Origin of the sequence: Streptomyces sp. NBC_01232 (assembly GCF_035989885.1) — a bacterium.
Classification (GTDB): Bacteria; Actinomycetota; Actinomycetes; order Streptomycetales; family Streptomycetaceae; genus Streptomyces.
The window spans coordinates 6271843-6287667 of record NZ_CP108518.1; the positions used below are offsets into that span (position 1 = coordinate 6271843).

Annotated in this window: 11 protein-coding genes; 4 read left to right on the forward strand and 7 right to left on the reverse strand. The window is 71.2% G+C overall.

Features of this window, described 5'->3' with window-relative positions:
- Positions 1–14: 14 nt before the first annotated feature.
- The gene (locus tag OG444_RS29030) at positions 15–2072 is read right to left on the reverse strand and encodes a S9 family peptidase (RefSeq protein ID WP_327264947.1); all 2058 of its coding nucleotides are present in this window, start codon (positions 2070–2072) and stop codon (positions 15–17) included.
- 83 nt (positions 2073–2155) lie between these two features.
- Between OG444_RS29030 and OG444_RS29035 the strand changes: the two genes are divergently transcribed.
- Complete coding sequence (locus OG444_RS29035; RefSeq protein WP_327264948.1) at positions 2156–3709, forward strand: MFS transporter; 1554 nt, start codon at positions 2156–2158, stop codon at positions 3707–3709.
- A 78-nt stretch (positions 3710–3787) separates the two neighbouring features.
- Here OG444_RS29035 and OG444_RS29040 read toward each other — a convergent pair whose 3' ends face one another.
- On the reverse strand, positions 3788–4297 hold the full coding sequence (locus OG444_RS29040; protein WP_327264949.1) for an FBP domain-containing protein: 510 nt from the start codon (positions 4295–4297) through the stop codon (positions 3788–3790).
- A gap of 108 nt (positions 4298–4405) precedes the next feature.
- Entirely contained in the window at positions 4406–5824 is a 1419-nt protein-coding gene (locus tag OG444_RS29045; protein ID WP_327264950.1) for a cytochrome P450, read from the reverse strand.
- A gap of 182 nt (positions 5825–6006) precedes the next feature.
- Here OG444_RS29045 and OG444_RS29050 point away from each other — a divergent pair, with 182 nt between their 5' ends.
- Complete coding sequence (locus OG444_RS29050; RefSeq protein ID WP_327264951.1) at positions 6007–6843, forward strand: class II glutamine amidotransferase; 837 nt, start codon at positions 6007–6009, stop codon at positions 6841–6843.
- A gap of 11 nt (positions 6844–6854) precedes the next feature.
- On the opposite strand, the gene OG444_RS29055 is transcribed toward OG444_RS29050, so the two are convergent.
- From OG444_RS29055 to OG444_RS29065, 3 genes are all read right to left on the reverse strand, one after another.
- Positions 6855–7337 carry a hypothetical protein gene (locus OG444_RS29055; RefSeq protein WP_327264952.1) on the reverse strand — a complete coding sequence of 161 codons (483 nt, stop codon included), beginning with the start codon at positions 7335–7337 and terminating at the stop codon, positions 6855–6857.
- A 2220-nt stretch (positions 7338–9557) separates the two neighbouring features.
- Positions 9558–11087: a helix-turn-helix domain-containing protein gene (locus OG444_RS29060; protein WP_327264953.1), complete on the reverse strand. Its 1530-nt coding sequence runs from the start codon at positions 11085–11087 to the stop codon at positions 9558–9560.
- A 70-nt stretch (positions 11088–11157) separates the two neighbouring features.
- Positions 11158–11643 carry a MarR family winged helix-turn-helix transcriptional regulator gene (locus OG444_RS29065; protein WP_327264954.1) on the reverse strand — a complete coding sequence of 162 codons (486 nt, stop codon included), beginning with the start codon at positions 11641–11643 and terminating at the stop codon, positions 11158–11160.
- Positions 11644–11739: 96 nt separating this feature from the next.
- On the opposite strand from OG444_RS29065, the gene OG444_RS29070 reads away from it, so the two are divergent.
- On the forward strand, positions 11740–12615 hold the full coding sequence (locus tag OG444_RS29070) for a haloalkane dehalogenase (RefSeq protein WP_327264955.1): 876 nt from the start codon (positions 11740–11742) through the stop codon (positions 12613–12615).
- 84 nt (positions 12616–12699) lie between these two features.
- On the opposite strand, the gene OG444_RS29075 is transcribed toward OG444_RS29070, so the two are convergent.
- Entirely contained in the window at positions 12700–14619 is a 1920-nt protein-coding gene (locus OG444_RS29075; RefSeq protein ID WP_327264956.1) for an amidohydrolase, read from the reverse strand.
- A gap of 92 nt (positions 14620–14711) precedes the next feature.
- Between OG444_RS29075 and OG444_RS29080 the strand changes: the two genes are divergently transcribed.
- Complete coding sequence (locus OG444_RS29080; RefSeq protein ID WP_327264957.1) at positions 14712–15779, forward strand: LacI family DNA-binding transcriptional regulator; 1068 nt, start codon at positions 14712–14714, stop codon at positions 15777–15779.
- The last annotated feature ends 46 nt before the right edge of the window (positions 15780–15825 follow it).

The following is a 15825-nucleotide window of genomic DNA, read 5'->3' on the forward strand; positions in this document are numbered from 1 at the left end:
AGGGCCGAGACGGCCTAGGCCAGTTCGCGGCGGAAGAACTCCAGTTCCAGGGCCATCAGCTTCTCCCGGGTGCCGCCCGGGGTCATGTGCGTGACGCCGGGCAGCGCCAGGAGCTGGTGCGGGCGGCCCGCGTCCGTCAGCGCCTGCGAGAGGCGCAGGGTGTGCGACGGGTGGACGTTGTCGTCGGCGAGGCCCGTGATCAGCAGCAGGGGGCGGGAGAGCTTCGGGGCGTCGGGGACGAGGGAGTCCCGCTCGTAGACCTCCGGGTGATCCTGCGGGAGGCCCAGGTACCGCTCGGTGTACGCGGTGTCGTAGTGCCGGAAGTCGGTCGGCGCGGCCCCGGCCGCCGCCGCGTGGAAGACGTCCGGGCGGCGCAGTACGGCCATGGCCGCGAGGTAGCCGCCGTACGACCAGCCGCGCACCCCGACCCGGCCGAGGTCGAGGTCGGTGTGGCGGGCGGCGAGCGCGTGGAGGGCCGCGACCTGGTCGTCGAGGGTGACCTCGGAGAAGCCGCGGTACATGGCGTGGGTGTGGGCGGGGGAGACGTACGGGGTGCCGCGGTTGTCGACGGTCACCACCGCGAAGCCCTGGTCGGCCCACCACTGGCGGTGCTGGCGGCGGCGCGGATCGGCGGTGATGTCCTGCGCGCCGGGGCCGCCGTAGCCGTCGACCAGGACCGGTAGCCGCCGGCCGGGGACGTGGTCGCGGGGCAGTACGAGGGCGGTGGGGACGCCGTGTTCGGTGACCCGCTCCAGGATCGCGTCCACCCGGTAGGGCAGTGGCTCGGACAGGTCGGCGGGGGACAGCTCCCGCCCGTCGGGGGTGCGTACGGTGCGGCGTACCCCGTCGGGCCCGGCCGAGGTCAGCAGCAGGGTCCCGGCCGCCGCGGACACGGTGTGCACCCCGGGCCCGTCGGCGAGCGGGGTCAGCTCACCGGTGGCCGGGTCCAGCAGCAGCACCTGCTGCTCGGACGGGTCGCGCAGGCCCGCCTCGATCAGCAGCCGGCCCTCGTGGACCCCGGCCACGCAGCGGACCTGGATCCCGTCGCCGGTGAGCAGCTCGCCGTCCACCGCGAGGGCGCGGGCGGCGCCGCCCGGGGTGTCGGCGGCGGTGAGCATCCGCCCGTCGGCGAGGCGGGCCGGAGTGCCGGGGACCAGCGGGTCCACCCACTGCGGGTGGGTGGTGCGGGACAGTTCGGTGGTGCGGCCGGTGGCCGGGTCGGCGGAGAGCAGCAGGACGCATCGCTGGAGCCGGTCCTGGACGGTGAGCAGGATCTCGGTGGCGGACTCCCAGCCCGCGTCGCTCACGTACGGGAAGGCCCCGGCGTCCCAGTCGAGCCGTGTCCGGGATCCGCCCTCGCCGAGCACCCACAGCTGGACGTCGGCGTTGGGCCCGCCGGCCTCGGGGTACGCGAAGTCCTCGGCGGGGAGCTCGGGGTGTGCCGGGTCGGCGAACCAGCGCCGCTGGAGGGCGGATTCGTCGACGCGGGCGGCCAGCAGGGTGACCCCGTCGGGGGACCACCAGTGGCCCCGGGTGCGGCCCAGCTCCTCGGCGGCGGCGAACTCGGCGAGGCCCCAGCGGGCCCCGTCGTCGGGGCTGACCCGGCCGCCCGGGGCGACGTACAGGACGTCGTCGGCGACGTATGCGGTGCGCGAGCCGTCGGCGTTCGGCCGCGGGTCCAGGGCGGGACCGGCGGCCGGGATCTCCTCGGGCGTTCCGGCTTTGCCGGCGGTGACCTCGAAGAGCCGCCCGTACAGGGCGAAGACGGCGTGCAGTCCGTCGCCGGAGAGGGCGTACGAGCCGATTCCGGCGGCGACGAGCCGGGTCCGCTCGCGGAGCCGGCGCTCGGCGACCGGCAGGGACCCAGGCTCGGGGCACAGTTCGCGGGGATCGGCGAGCCGGGTCTCGGCGCCGGTGGCGGTGTCGAGCACCCAGAGGCTGTCGAAGGCGTCGGTGGGGCCGGTCGAGCGGAGGAACCAGAGCAGCCGGCCGTCGTCCCCGAAGGAGAACGCGCGCGGGGCGCCGTGGGTGAAGCGGGCCGTGCTCGCGGAGAGCCTGAGGAAGTCATCCATGATCGTAGTGTGACATGTGAAATGTCACCCCCACTAGGCTGTTCGAGTGGTGACCCCTGGGGCACGGGCTTAGCGTCGAAAAGGTGGACCCGAACGCATCGCCTGGCAACAACGGGACCGACGGCAAGGTCCGGGCAAGCGGCAGCGGACTCGCCCTGTTCGTCATCGCCTCCTGCCAACTCATGGTGGTTCTCGACATCACGATCGTGAACATCGCGCTGCCGCACATCCAGACCGCTCTCGACTTCTCGACGGAGAGCCTTTCCTGGGTCGTCAACGCCTACACGCTGGCCTTCGGCGGCCTGCTGCTCCTCGGCGGCCGCACCGGCGACATCCTCGGCCGCAAACGCGTCTTCATCTTCGGTGTCCTGCTCTTCGGACTGGCCTCCCTCCTCGGCGGACTCGCCCAGAACGAAGGCCAGTTGATGGCCGCACGCGCCCTCCAGGGCGTCGGCGGCGCCATCGCCTCGCCCACCTCCCTCGCCCTGATCACCACCACCTTCCGCGAGGGACCCGCCCGCAACCGGGCGTTCGGCGTGTTCGCCGGGGTCTCGGCCGCCGGCGGCGCCATCGGACTCCTCGCGGGCGGCATCCTCGTCGAATGGCTCGACTGGCGCTGGGTGCTCTTCGTCAACGTCCCCATCGCCATCGTGATCGCGGTCCTCGCCACGAAGGTCCTGCGCGAGTCCGAACGCCACCCGGGCCACTTCGACTTCGCCGGCGCGCTGCTGTCCACCCTGGGCATGGTCTCGCTCGTCTACGGCTTCATCCGGGCATCCCAGGAGGGCTGGGGCGACCCGGTCACCCTCGGATCCTTCGGCGCCGCCGTGGTCCTGCTGACCCTCTTCATCCTCAACGAACGGCGCTCGCCGCAACCGATCACCCCGCTGCACATGTTCGCCGACCGCAACCGGGCCGGGACCTACGGCATCATGCTCATGCTCGCCTGCGCGATCTTCGGCATGTTCTTCTTCCTGACCCTCTTCGTGCAGATCGTGCTGGGCTTCAGCCCGATCCAGGCCGGCCTCGCCTTCCTGCCGGTCAGTGCCGTGATCGCCGTGGGCGCCGCGATCACGGCGAAACTGCTGCCGAAGTTCGGCCCCAAGCCCTTCATGGTCACCGGCGCGCTGTCCTCGGCGGCCGGCCTCGCCTGGCTGACGCAGACCGACGTCGACTCGACGTACCTCGGCAGCATCCTGGGCCCGATGCTGCTCTTCGCCCTGGGCATGGGCCTGCAGTTCGTCTCGCTGACGCTGATGGCCCTGTCCAACGTCACCGACCGGGAGTCGGGCGCGGCGTCCGGCCTGCTGAACACGATGCAGCAGGTGGGCGGCTCACTGGGCCTGTCGATCCTGGTGACCGTTTACGGCACGGCCAGCCGCAACGAGGCCAAGGAGCAGATACCGGAGTTCCTCAGCACGGCCGGCCCGGTGCAGAAGGCCTTCTTCCAGCGCACCGGGCAGCTCCCGAAGCCGTGGAGCGACCAGGTCCTCACCTCGGGCATAAGCTCGGCCTTCGTCGTGGCCGCACTGTTCACGCTGGTCGGGGCGCTGATCGCACTGTTCGTCATCCAGGTCCGCCCCTCGGACCTGGAACGTCTCAAGGGCAACCACACACCGGCGGCCGACCACAGCTGACGGCGCGGGCGGCGACGGCAGCGGTAGCGGCAGCGGCGACGGGAGCGGCAACGGCAGCCCCCTGGGTGGGCCGGCGGGTCACGCCGCGGTGTCGGTGACGCGGGCCGCGAAGGCGTCCAGGTTGTCCGTCATGCGGGCGAGCCGCTCGTCCAGCGTGAGGGACTCCTCGTACCGCCCGGCGCGCAGCTTCGGCTGCCGCTTGCCGCGTACGTAGAGGGGGCAGGCGAGGTCCGCGCAGATGTACGTGCCGACCGTGTTGCCCTCACGGCCGCGGGCCCCCGCCAGCGGGGCTGCCAGCAGGGTGACCCCGGAGGAGGCGTGACCCGTGAGGCAGATCTGGCACAGGCTGGACTTCACCGCGCTGGTGCGGCCGAGGGCCGGTACGCGCAGCGAGATCCCCAGCGGTCCGCCCTCCCGGGGCAGCACCAGATGGGCCCGCAGGGGCGCGCCCGGGTCCACCCACCCCAGGAAGTCGAGCTCCTGCCAGGGCAGTTCGGCGAAGTCGAGGGGCAGCCGCAGCCGCGCCGCCTCGCCCTTGGTGCTGTTCACGAACGACGAGCGGATCTGTTTCTCGGTGAGTGGTTCCACGTGGACCGACCCTACGACCGGTTCCGGACCGCCCGCACCCCAATATCCACGGACAATCCGCCCGGAACCGTCTCCGTCGTCCGTTCGTCATGACCGGACGCCCGGCCGCTACCCGTCCGAGCGGCGGATCCGGCACCGCGCCGGACCGTTCGTCCGCAGGGTGATCCCCGCGCCGACCGGGATCTCGGTGTCCACGGCTTCGAACTCGTACGCCCGCAGGATCATCGCCAGCGCGATCACCGACTCCAGCATCGAGAAGTGCTGCCCGATGCAGGCGCGCGGTCCCCCGCCGAAGGGGAACCACGCGTACCGCGGACGCCCCGCCTCCGCCTCGGGTGAGAAGCGCTCGGGGTCGAAGCGGTCCGGGTCCGGCCAGTGGGCGGGGTGGCGGTGCGTCACCCAGGGCGCCAGGATCACGTCCGCGCCCGCGGGGATGGTGTGCTCCCCGATCCGGGTGGTGGCGACGGCCTTGCGGCCGATGACCGGCGCGGCCGGATAGAGCCGCATGGCCTCCTTGAGGACCTGGGTGAGGTACGGCAGCCGCTCCAGGTCGGCGGCCCCGGGCGTACGGTCGCCCAGCACGCGGGAAATCTCCTCGCGGGCCCGGTCCTGCTGCTCGGGATGGCGGGCCAGCAGGTGCAGGGCGAAGCAGAGGGAGGTGGCGGTCGTCTCGTGCCCGGCGAGCAGGAAGATCAGCACCTGGTCGCGCAGCTCGGAGGCGTCGAACTCCCCGTCGTCCGAACTCCTGGCGGCGGCGAGCAGCGTCAGCAGGTCCTCACCGGCGGCTCCGGCTCCGGACTCCGCCTCCGCCTCCGTCCCGGTCCCGGCGCGCCGACGCTCCGCGATGATCCTGTCGCACACCCCGTAGAGCTCGTCCATCGCGGCGGCCGCCCGCCGGTTGCCGGGGGTGGGCCAATGGCGCGGGATGTTGGCGGGGGAGTAGCCGCGGCGCAGCACGTAGTCGGTGATGACCGGAAAGCATTCGGCCACGACATCGGCGGTGGCCTCGACATCGGTGCCGAAGAGGATGCGGGCCACGGCACGCAGGGCGAGGTGCATCATCTCGTCCGAGACGTCGACGACACCGTCGACGGCCTCGCCCCAAGCGCTGATGACCGATGCGGTCTCGGCGGCGATCGCCTCGGCGTAACCGTCCACCCGGCGCCGGGTGAACAGCGGCTGCACGAGCCGCCGCTGGCGCAGGTAGTCCTCGTCCTGACTGGTCAGCAGCCCGTTGCCGAAGGACTCCCGGACCTCCTGGTAGAAGCGGTTGTCCTTGCGGAAGCGGGCGGCGTCGGTGGCGAGCACCTGCTGGGCGCCCGCGGGGGAGAAGACGCAGTACAGCTCGGCCCGCATCCCGGGCGGGCCGGCCGAGATCCGTACCAGGTCACCGTGCTGGTGCTGGGCCCGCAGATAGGTGCCGAGGGAGTCGGACTTCAGGTCGAACAGCGACCCGAGCAACGGCACCCCGGTCAGCCCGGGCACCTCCGTCCCCGTGTCCGCGCCGGAGTTCGTTCCCACTGCCATGGCCGCCCCTTCGTCCTACGGAGGCCCGATTCTGCCGTGCCGGCGCCGCATATGGCGAGGACGGCAGCCGGATCGGGCCGCAGAGTGGCCTGATCACGTTCTTCCCGCCTGCGTGGCGATCAGTGAGGGGTGAAGCCACAATGGAAAGGCTTTCCGTGCGTCGCACCCCGAGGTGATCGCTCATGTGTCGATGGCTCGCGTATTCGGGAACACCCCTGCTGCTCGAAACCATCCTCTACAGACCGGCCCACTCGCTGATCGACCAGAGCCTGCACTCCAAGCTGGGTGTGGAGACGACCAATGGCGACGGGTTCGGCGTCGGGTGGTACACGGAGGAGGAGACGGGCTCCCCGGCGATCCTGCGGGAGATCGGTCCCGCCTGGAACAACCGGAACCTGCGGGAGATCTCGGACCACGTCCGCTCCCCGCTGTTCTTCGCCCACATCCGGGCGTCGACGGGTACGGCGGTGCAGCAGACGAACTGTCACCCCTTCCGGCACGGCCGCTGGATGTTCATGCACAACGGGTCGATAGCCGAGTTCCACCGCATGCGGCGGGACCTCACGCTGCTCATCGACCCCGAGCTGTACCCGTACGTCGAGGGAACGACGGACTCCGAGGTGATGTTCCACCTGGCGCTCACCCTGGGCCTGGAGGAGGACCCGCCCGGCGCGGTGGCCCGGATGGCGGGCGTGGTGGAGCGCGTCGGCCACGAGCACGGTGTGGAGTACCCGCTCCAGATGACGCTCGCCATCAGCGACGGCGAACGCCTGTGGGCCTTCCGCTACTCCAGCCAGGGCGCGTCGAGGTCGCTGTTCTACAGCAGCCGCGTGGACGCCCTGCGCAAGCTGCACCCGGACATGGCGTTCCTCCAGGAAGTCTCCGACGAAACCCGCCTGGTCGTGTCGGAACCCCTCGGTGACCTGCCGGGGGCCTGGAACCAGGTCCCGGAGAGCTCCTACGGACTCGTCGAGCCGGGCAAGGACGCGCTGTACCCCTTCACCCCGCAGGCCGCGTAGGCCCGGGGAGGTCAGTAGCCCCAGCGCTGACCGACGCTGCTGTCCTTGCGGCAGTGGATCGTACGTCCTCCTGCGTCGCGCCCGGACGTGCCGACATCGGCCTTCCGGCATATCTGCCCGGCCTTGTAGCAGTTGCCGGCGTTGGAGAGGGGATAGCAGTCGGCGGCCGCCTTGGTGGGCGCGGGTGCGGGCGCCTGGGTACGGGTGCGGGTGGGAGCCGGCGGCGCGGGCTTGGCGGCTTCCGGTGCCTTGGTGGTGCGCTCGACGGCAGGGGCCGCAGAAGTCGGCGCGGCCGTGGTGGGCGGGACGCTGGCGCTCGGACTGGGACTGGGACCGGTCGGCGCGACCGAGGGACTGGCGCCGGCGGTGGCCGTGACGCCGACGCTCGGGGTACCGGCGGCCGGCGCGGCCGGATCGCAGGCGACGAGCGACAGAACGGCGGCGACAACGGCAAGGGCGCCGCCGAAGCGCCTGCCGCCGGACAGCATGGTCATAGGGAACTCCCGGGTGCCGAGGATGCCTTGAGGGGCGCCAAGATACCCAGAAAGTTGAATCCGGAACCGGTTGTTGAAAAGAAATGAGATGCCACGACAAAGCGACCGCACAACATGGACGCCGATCCGCCGTGCACGGTCCCTTCCGGCGGGGAGACGAGGGTCCCTGTGTTTCCGGGTGCTTGGTGCGCCCCCGCCGGAGGCGCCTCCTGGCCTGGACTGAACCGCAGCCCACACCACCACCGGGTCCGGTCGCATACCGAGACGCCCGGCAGTCGGGTACGCCGGTCTTCGCGAACCGGCCTCGCCTGCCTCTGGATTGAGGCCGCCACCGCTGCGTCGCCCTTATCTCTCGCCGACACCTCGCTGGAACTCACACGCAGCGTCAAGGAGAGCCAGTGGTTTCCAGTGGCTGCGGCACGGGCGTCACGTGTCGCAGCGCCGCATTCGGCGCATCGCCCGCGACAGGGCGGACAGGCCCGCAAAACCCTTGGGAATCCCATCTCGTGAGCGTCATCCTGCCTGGCACCCGCGGAAACATCTGTCGGATGGAGCCCAGAGCCGCCTATGGTGAATCGCTGGTGTGCGCCCGGCGTCGCTGTGCCCGAATCTGGGACGCGCGCCGCTGGCTGCAACAGGTCATTGTCGGTGAGTGCATGTATCCTGCGCCGCTGACAGCCAACCTGGCGGGTGTCCACATTCTGATATGCACAAACCGACATCATTCGGTTTCGAAAGTGTGTGCACTGCGTCACTCATTTGATGTGACAAGCGTCACGTTCGCATGGATGCGAGCTCGTTGAACAGGCCGTTTGCTGGTTCGGCCCCGCATGGAGAGTGTCTGCCCGAGTGATCGACATCCTTGTCGGTGTCGCTATCGACCTCGCATGCAAGGCAAGATGGGACCGCCGACTGAAGCGTTGGTGACTCACGTCACACTTCCCGCTGCTCTACCTGCGTTACGAGCGTTGCCGTTCCGGGAAGGGTGAAGGCCCCACCTCCCGTCGCCTGGCAGCAGCGGAGATGAGGCCCTCGGCAAACACCACATTGCAGTGAGGGGCCCCGACCGCCAGGTCGGGGCTTTTCCCTTACTGGCTCAGGAACTCCTTCACGATCTTGTAGACCGTGTAGATCGGTCCGAGCCAGCGGACCCGGCTGTAGACCTTGTCCGCCTTACTGCTGTGGTGCCCCTTTGACTGTGGCGCCATCGGGCCGCCCCCTTTCTGGACCCACGACTTTCGCGGACCCCGCGGGGAAACCCACGACCGTGCTCGGCCCCGGGGAGCGGTTGGCGACTTAGATTACCGGTGCCGCGCGACGCCGTTGTTCGGCCACCGCGGTTGACGGTCAAGGTACTCGGTGCCACTCAACTTCCATGTCATGTGCGGACATTGACGATCATTCATCCGACCTGGGGTCTTCTGTGTCCGGCGCAGGGACTCCGTGCCACTTCGAAGGTCTCGGCCACCTAAAACACACGCAGCGTGTGGGCTGAGTCACCAAGGAAATTCGTCGTCCCGTTCGGTGTCGTGGGCCTTGATTTCCCGCGATCATGCCTGCTACCTGCAGGAAGGCTGAAGCGCTAGAGGTATGGATTCATGAGCGAGCTGGGGCGGAGATCAGAGACGGCCGGCGGGGGACGCGGGAGCCCCGCACCGTCCAGGGCCGGCTGCCCGGCAGTTGTAGGTGCAGCTGTGGGGAGGTCTGCCAACATCGCCCGCCCAAGCGTCAGTCAGGTGCAGGTCGCCTGGCAGGAGCGGCAGCAAGCTGGGGCGGAAAGCGAATCATGCGGCGGGGCGGGGCGGGGCGTGGCAGGGGGCGAGGATGTATTTCTCGGGAGCGTCGTGCAACTCGTGCGCCGGGTGACGATGATCAGGGGTGCGGCGAGTGTTCGCCTCCCCGAACGGCGGGGAGTTCCGTGCCGTACCGCTGCGCGATTCGATGGCCTTCGCCATCGCGAGTACGTCAACACGAGCGCGGAAGCACGGATTTCGGCACTTCTACGCGTTCCGAGCTGTTGGGCGTACGAGAGAGCGTCAAGGCTCCTGTTGGGGCGGTCACGGTGCCTCGGGGCTCACCCGGCGTGCGCATGCGCACCGCATGCCTATCGCGCGGGCGTGTGCGCGGAGGGCCGTCTTCGGTGTCTCCGCAGGGGCGGAGGCGCCGGAGACGGCCCACGGGCGGCCCGGGAAGGCGGGGTCGGTCCGGGCTGCGGCGGACTTAGATGTCGCGGAAGATCTCGATCTGGGCGCCCACCGAGTTGAGGCGCTCGGCCAGTTCCTCGTAGCCGCGGTTGATCACGTAGACGTTGCGCAGGACCGAGGTGCCCTCCGCCGCCATCATCGCCAGGAGGACGACCACGGCCGGGCGCAGGGCCGGGGGGCACATCATTTCTGCCGCGCGCCAGCGGGTGGGGCCCTCGACCAGGACGCGGTGGGGGTCCAGGAGCTGGAGGCGGCCGCCCAGGCGGTTCAGGTCCGTCAGGTAGATGGCCCGGTTGTCGTAGACCCAGTCGTGGATCAGGGTCTGGCCCTGGGCCACGGCGGCGATGGCCGCGAAGAACGGGACGTTGTCGATGTTCAGTCCGGGGAACGGCATGGGGTGGATCTTGTCGATCGGGGCTTCGAGCTTCGAGGGGCGGACCGTGAGGTCGACCAGGCGGGTGCGGCCGTTGTCCGCGTTGTACTCCGGCGAGCGGTCGTGGTCCAGGCCCATCTCCTCCAGGACCGCGAGCTCGATCTCCATGAACTCGATCGGCACCCGGCGGATGGTGAGCTCCGACTCCGTGACGACCGCGGCGGCGAGCAGGCTCATCGCCTCGACCGGGTCCTCGGAGGGGGAGTAGTCCACGTCCACGTCGATGCTCGGCACGCCGTGCACGGTGAGCGTCGTGGTGCCGACGCCGTCGACCCGGACGCCCAGCGCCTCCAGGAAGAAGCACAGGTCCTGGACCATGTAGTTGGAGGAGGCGTTGCGGATGACGGTGACGCCGTCGTGCCGGGCGGCGGCCAGCAGCGCGTTCTCGGTGACGGTGTCCCCGCGCTCGGTCAGCACGATCGGGCGGTCCGGGGAGATTCCGGGGGCGACCTTCGCGTGGTAGATGCCCTCGGTCGCGGTGATGTCCAGGCCGAAGCGGCGCAGGGCGATCATGTGCGGCTCGATGGTGCGGGTGCCGAGGTCGCAGCCGCCCGCGTAGGGCAGACGGAAGGTCTCCATCCGGTGCAGCAGCGGACCCAGGAACATGATGATGCTCCGGGTCCGGCGGGCCGCGTCCGCGTCCATGGCCTCCATGTCGAGGCGGGCGGGCGGGATCAGCTCCAGGTCCACGCCGTCGTTGATCCAACGGGTGCGCACGCCGATGGAGTTGAGGACCTCCAGGAGGCGGTAGACCTCCTCGATGCGGGCCACCCGCCGCAGTACCGTACGGCCCTTGTTGAGCAGTGAGGCGCAAAGCAGCGCGACGCACGCGTTCTTGCTCGTCTTGACGTCGATGGCTCCCGACAGGCGGCGGCCGCCGACCACGCGCAGGTGCATCGGGCCGGCGTAGCCGAGGGAGACGATTTCGCTGTCGAGCGCTTCGCCGATCCGGGCGATCATCTCAAGGCTGATGTTCTGGTTGCCGCGCTCGATCCGGTTCACGGCGCTCTGGCTGGTGCCGAGGGCGTCCGCGAGCTGACTCTGTGTCCAGCCCCGGTGCTGCCGGGCGTCACGGATGAGCTTGCCGATGCGTACGAGGTAGTCGTCTGCCATGGGGGCACGCTATCTCAGATATGAGATGACTCCCGCGTCAGGTGTGGCAAATGGGTGATTTGAGAGGGTGTTACCGGTCTCCGGGCTCCATGGCGGGGTCTCCGTGGGCGTGATGCTCGACGATCCGGCCCAGCAGGCGCACCAGCTGCTGCCGCTCCTGGGCGGACAGCGGCGCCAGGAGCTCGTCCTGGGCCGCGTCGAGGATCTGCTCCAGGGTGCGCAGCCGGCGCCTGCCGAGCGCCGTGACCGTGATGACGTTGCGCCTGCGGTCCTCGGGGTCGGGGGTCCGTTCGACCAGTTCGCGTGCGGCGAGTTCGTTGATGACGGCGACCAGGTCGCTGCGGTGGATGCCGGTGCGGGCGCTCAGGCCGGCCTGACTCGCCGGGCCGGATTCCTCCAGGGCGACCAGGGCTGCATAGTGCCATTTGCGGGCATCTGCCCCACTCAGTCCCTCGGTTACGAGTCGCTGCGCGTGGGTGGAGGCCTGTCCGAGCAGTCGGCTGGGCAGCTCGCGCAGCCGTGCGGGGACGAGGGTTCCGTTCTCTTCCGTGGTCATGGGGCGATGGTACTCATTGCGTTAGTGCCACTAACGATATAGTTTCGTTGGTGTCACTAACGTTAGATGCCCGAACGATATTCGGAAAGGGTCTCCATGGCCACGATCGACGTGCTCGACTCGACCATGTACTACGAGGACCGCGGCGCGGGCACCCACGGTGTGCCCTTCGTCTTCCTGCACGGCAACCCGACCTCCTCCCACCTCTGGCGCGGCGTCCTGCCCCGCATCGAGGGAGGGGTCCGCGTCCTGGCCCCCGACCTCATCGGCATGGGCCGCTCCGGAAAGCCGGGCGGGGAGTACCGCTTCGAGGACCACGCCCGCTACCTGGACGCGTGGTTCGACGCCCTCGGCCTCGACGAGGTGGTGCTGGTCGGTCAGGACTGGGGCGGCGCACTCGCCTTCGACCGGGCCGCCCGGCACCCCGGGCGGATCCGCGGCATCGCCTTCATGGAGACGATCGTGCGGCCGCTGAGCTGGGAGCAGTACCCGCCCGCCGCGCGGGTCCGGTTCGAGGCCCTCCGCACGCCGGGCGTCGGGGAGGAGATGGTCCTGGACCGGAACATCTTCATCGAGGACAGCATCAAGCAGACGGTCCTGAACCCGATGAGCGAGGATGACCACGCGGTCTACGCCGCCCCCTACCCGACCCGCGAGAGCCGGCTGCCCATGCTGCGCTGGGCCCGTTCGCTGCCGATCGACGGCGATCCGGCGGACGTGCACGCCGTCGTGGAGAAGTACGACGCCTGGCTGGCAGACAGCCCGCAGGTGCCCAAGCTGCTGCTCACCTTCGACGGCTCGCCGGCGCTCATGACCGACCCCGGAACGGTCGCCTGGTGCGAGGAGAACGTCTCGGCGCTGGAAACCGAGTACTGCGGCCCGGCCGCCCACCTCTGCCCCGAGGACCGGCCCGAGGAGATCGCCGCCGCCGTCAACGCCTGGGCCGCCCGGCACGGCCTCGCAGCAGGCTGACCCGGGCGCGGCAGGCCACTGCCGGCCGCAGCAGGCCAGGCCGACCCCGGCCGCAGCGGTCCGGCCCCGGCAGCGGCGCCCCGCTCAGTGCTTGCAGGCGTGGTGGCGCCCCCCGGCGTGCACCGTCGCGTACGAGGCCGGGCGCGGGCCGGAGGCGGCGCCGGCCACCCGCGCCGACGCGGCTTTCCCCGACGCCGAATCCGCGTCGTGCACCACCCGGCCGCCGACCAGGGTCATCCGTACCCCCGTCCCGCTGATGTCCGCCACCGGGCAGCGCGTCACGTCCCGGTCCAGCACCACCAGGTCCGCCGCCCTGCCCTGCTCCACCGTGCCCGTCAGCCCCTCCTGGCGCAGCTGCCACGCGGTGCCCGAGGTGTGCATCCGCAGCACCGTGTCCCGGCCGAGCCCCTCCAGTTCGCGGTACAGCGGGCCCGCCCCGAAGGCGCCCTGCCGGTCGATCGCCGTCCGCAGCTGGTTCCACACCTGGAGGGCGTCCACCGGCCAGTCGGAGCCGCCCGACAGCCGCGCCCCCGCCTTCTCCAGGCTCCGCGCCGGGTACATCCACCGGTGCCGCTCGGGGCCGATGTACGGAAGCAGCGCCTCCATCGTCCAGGTGTCCTTCGCCGCCCACTGGAGCTGCATGCACGCAGTGACCCCCAGCTGCGCGAAGCGCCGCAGGTCCGCCGGGTCCACGAGCTGCAGGTGCGCCACGGCGTTGCGGGCGTCCCGTCGGCCCGTCACCCGCTTGGCGTACGCGTATCCGTCCAGAGCGGTGCGCACCGCACGGTCGCCGAGTCCGTGGGCGTGCATCTGCCAGCCCGCCCCGTTGAAGGCTGCGGCGAGCCGGCCGTAGTCCGCCGCCGAGGTGTAGAGCTCGCCCCGGTTGCCGGTCGGCCCGCCGTTCCCGTCGAGGTACGGCGCCAGCAGCGCGGCCGTCTGCGCCGGGTACTCGATGACCCCGTCCAGGAAGACCTTGATCATCCCGAACCGGAGCCCCCGCACCCCCTCGAACTCCCGCCGCAGGCCCCGCGCGTACGCCAGCGCGCCCGCCGGGTCCCTGGTCTGCTCCGCCTCCAGCCGGATGGCCGGCACGATCCGCTGCGGCAGCTTCCCCGCCGCCGAGAGGGCCTGGTACAGCTCCAGCTCGTGCCGTCCCACCAGCGCGTCCATCATCGTCGTGACCCCGGAGGCGGCCGCCAGCTCCAGCACCTTCGCGCACGCCGCGACCAGCTCGGCCCGGGTGGGTTCCGGTATGTGCCGCCGCACCAGGCCCTGGGCGTCGTCCTTGAGGACGCCCGTCGGCCGGCCGTCCGCACCCTTCACCACCTTGCCGCCGACCGGGTCGGGCGTGGCCGCCGTGATCCCGGCGATGTCCAGGGCCCGCTGATTGGCCCACAGGTTGTGCCCGTCGCCGCCGACGAGGGCGATCGGGCGCCGGGTCGGGAGCGCGTCCAGCACCGCGTGGTGCGGGTGGGTGCCCACGGGGAGCAGTCCGACCGGGTTCCAGTCCTCGACCACCAGCCAGCGGTTGGGCTCCGCGCCCGCGCCGCCCGTGTCGGCGAGGAAGCCGGTCAGGATCTCCTGGAGCTCGGCCGGGGTGGTCTCCGCGCCGCCCAGCGAGGGGGACAGCGAGCGTTCGCCCGCGCCGAGCGGGTGGACGTGGCCGTCGTGGATGCCGCTCATCACCGTGCTGCGGCGGGCGTCGACGACCTCGGTGTCCCGGCCCACGTGCCGGCGTACCGCCGCGTCGGTGCCGGTGGCCAGGATCCTGCCGTCCCGGCCGACCGCGACGGCCTCGACGGGTGCCCGGCCGCCGGTCCCGGTGAACACCGAGGCGTTGTGGACCACCAGGGCAGCCGACCCCCGCCCGGCGGTGGCGGGGGAGGCCGAGGCTGCCGGGGAGGCGGCGGCCGGAGCGGCTCCCAGCAGGCCAGCCGCCCCGGCGACGCCGGCGACCCCGGCGGCCGCGAGGAGGCCCCGGCGGGAAAGAGGAGAAGACGTCATGCTCACTCCAAACGTTGGTGTGGCCAGGACACTGTTTGATTAACCGCTTAACCAGAAGCCGCCTCCGTCGACGAAATCCGTACGATGGCCGCGTGCCAGAGCACCCACCCGCGCCCGGCCCGACACCCGCACCGGGCCTCCCGTCCGGCCCGGCACTCGCACCGGGCCCCACGCCCCCGCCCGGCCCGACCCTCGCCGACATCGCACGCGCCGCCGAGGTCTCCACCGCGACCGTCTCGCACGCGCTCAACGGCACCGGCCGCCTCGGGGGTTCGACCCGCAGACGGGTCCGCGAGGTGGCGGGCGCGCTCGGCTACGGAGCGCGCCGCGGCCCGCGCACCCGCAGCCTCGGCCTCGCGGTGACCACGTACGCCGGCGACGCCTGGGACTTCGCGGGGATCGCCTACTTCTCCCACTGGCTCACCGCGGCGACCTCGGCCGCGCACGCGCACGGGTACGCCCTGACCACCCTGCCCGCCGACCGCGGCGCCGAGCCGCTGTGGCACACGCTCGCCGTGGACGGGATGCTGCTGCTCGACAGCCCGGCCGGCGACCCGGTGCTGAGGGCCCTGCGGGCGCGGGGCATGCCGGTGGTCTTCGACGGGCGGCCGCCCGACCCCTGGCCGGGGGACGTTTGGGTGGACAACGACCACACCGCCGCCACCCGCGAGGTGCTCGACCATCTCGCGGCGTCCGGCGCCCGGCGGATCGCACTGCATTCGGGCTACGGCCGCGAGTTCTACACCGGGGCCGTCACCGCGGCCTACGAACAGTGGTGCGCGGAGCGCGGCCTGGCCCCGCTCCTGGTCCCCTTCGACCCGGACGACACGGCCGGGCACGCCTTCGACCCCGCGTTGGCCGGAGCGGACCGGCCCGACGCCGTGTACTGCGTGTACGACCCGGGGGGCCGCCAGGTGCTGGCCGCCGCCGAGCGCCACGGTCTCCGGCTGCTGCTGGTCTGCGCCAGCGAGGATCCGGCGTACGCGGAGACCGAACCGGCCGTGACCACCGTCACCCTGAATCCGGAGCGGATCGCCGCCTCTGCGGTGTCTGTCCTGGTCAACCTGATCGAATCCGGGCATGCGGAATCGACTGGTCAGCTGACGGTCCCGGCAGGACTGCGGGTGCGCGCCTCGTCCCTCCCCCCGGACATGTACTAGAGTTATCTCGACATCGAGATATCTGCCGAAGGCGTACCGCAGCCGC

Coding starts and splice junctions, on each gene's coding strand:
- OG444_RS29065 (WP_327264954.1), bottom strand. CDS start 11,643: ATGACCACGGAAGAGAACGGAACCCTCGTCCCCGCACGGCTGCGCGAG.
- OG444_RS29075 (WP_327264956.1), bottom strand. CDS start 14,619: ATGACGTCTTCTCCTCTTTCCCGCCGGGGCCTCCTCGCGGCCGCCGGG.
- OG444_RS29030 (WP_327264947.1), bottom strand. CDS start 2,072: ATGGATGACTTCCTCAGGCTCTCCGCGAGCACGGCCCGCTTCACCCAC.
- OG444_RS29055 (WP_327264952.1), bottom strand. CDS start 7,337: ATGACCATGCTGTCCGGCGGCAGGCGCTTCGGCGGCGCCCTTGCCGTT.
- OG444_RS29050 (WP_327264951.1), top strand. CDS start 6,007: ATGTGTCGATGGCTCGCGTATTCGGGAACACCCCTGCTGCTCGAAACC.
- OG444_RS29060 (WP_327264953.1), bottom strand. CDS start 11,087: ATGGCAGACGACTACCTCGTACGCATCGGCAAGCTCATCCGTGACGCC.
- OG444_RS29045 (WP_327264950.1), bottom strand. CDS start 5,824: ATGGCAGTGGGAACGAACTCCGGCGCGGACACGGGGACGGAGGTGCCC.
- OG444_RS29070 (WP_327264955.1), top strand. CDS start 11,740: ATGGCCACGATCGACGTGCTCGACTCGACCATGTACTACGAGGACCGC.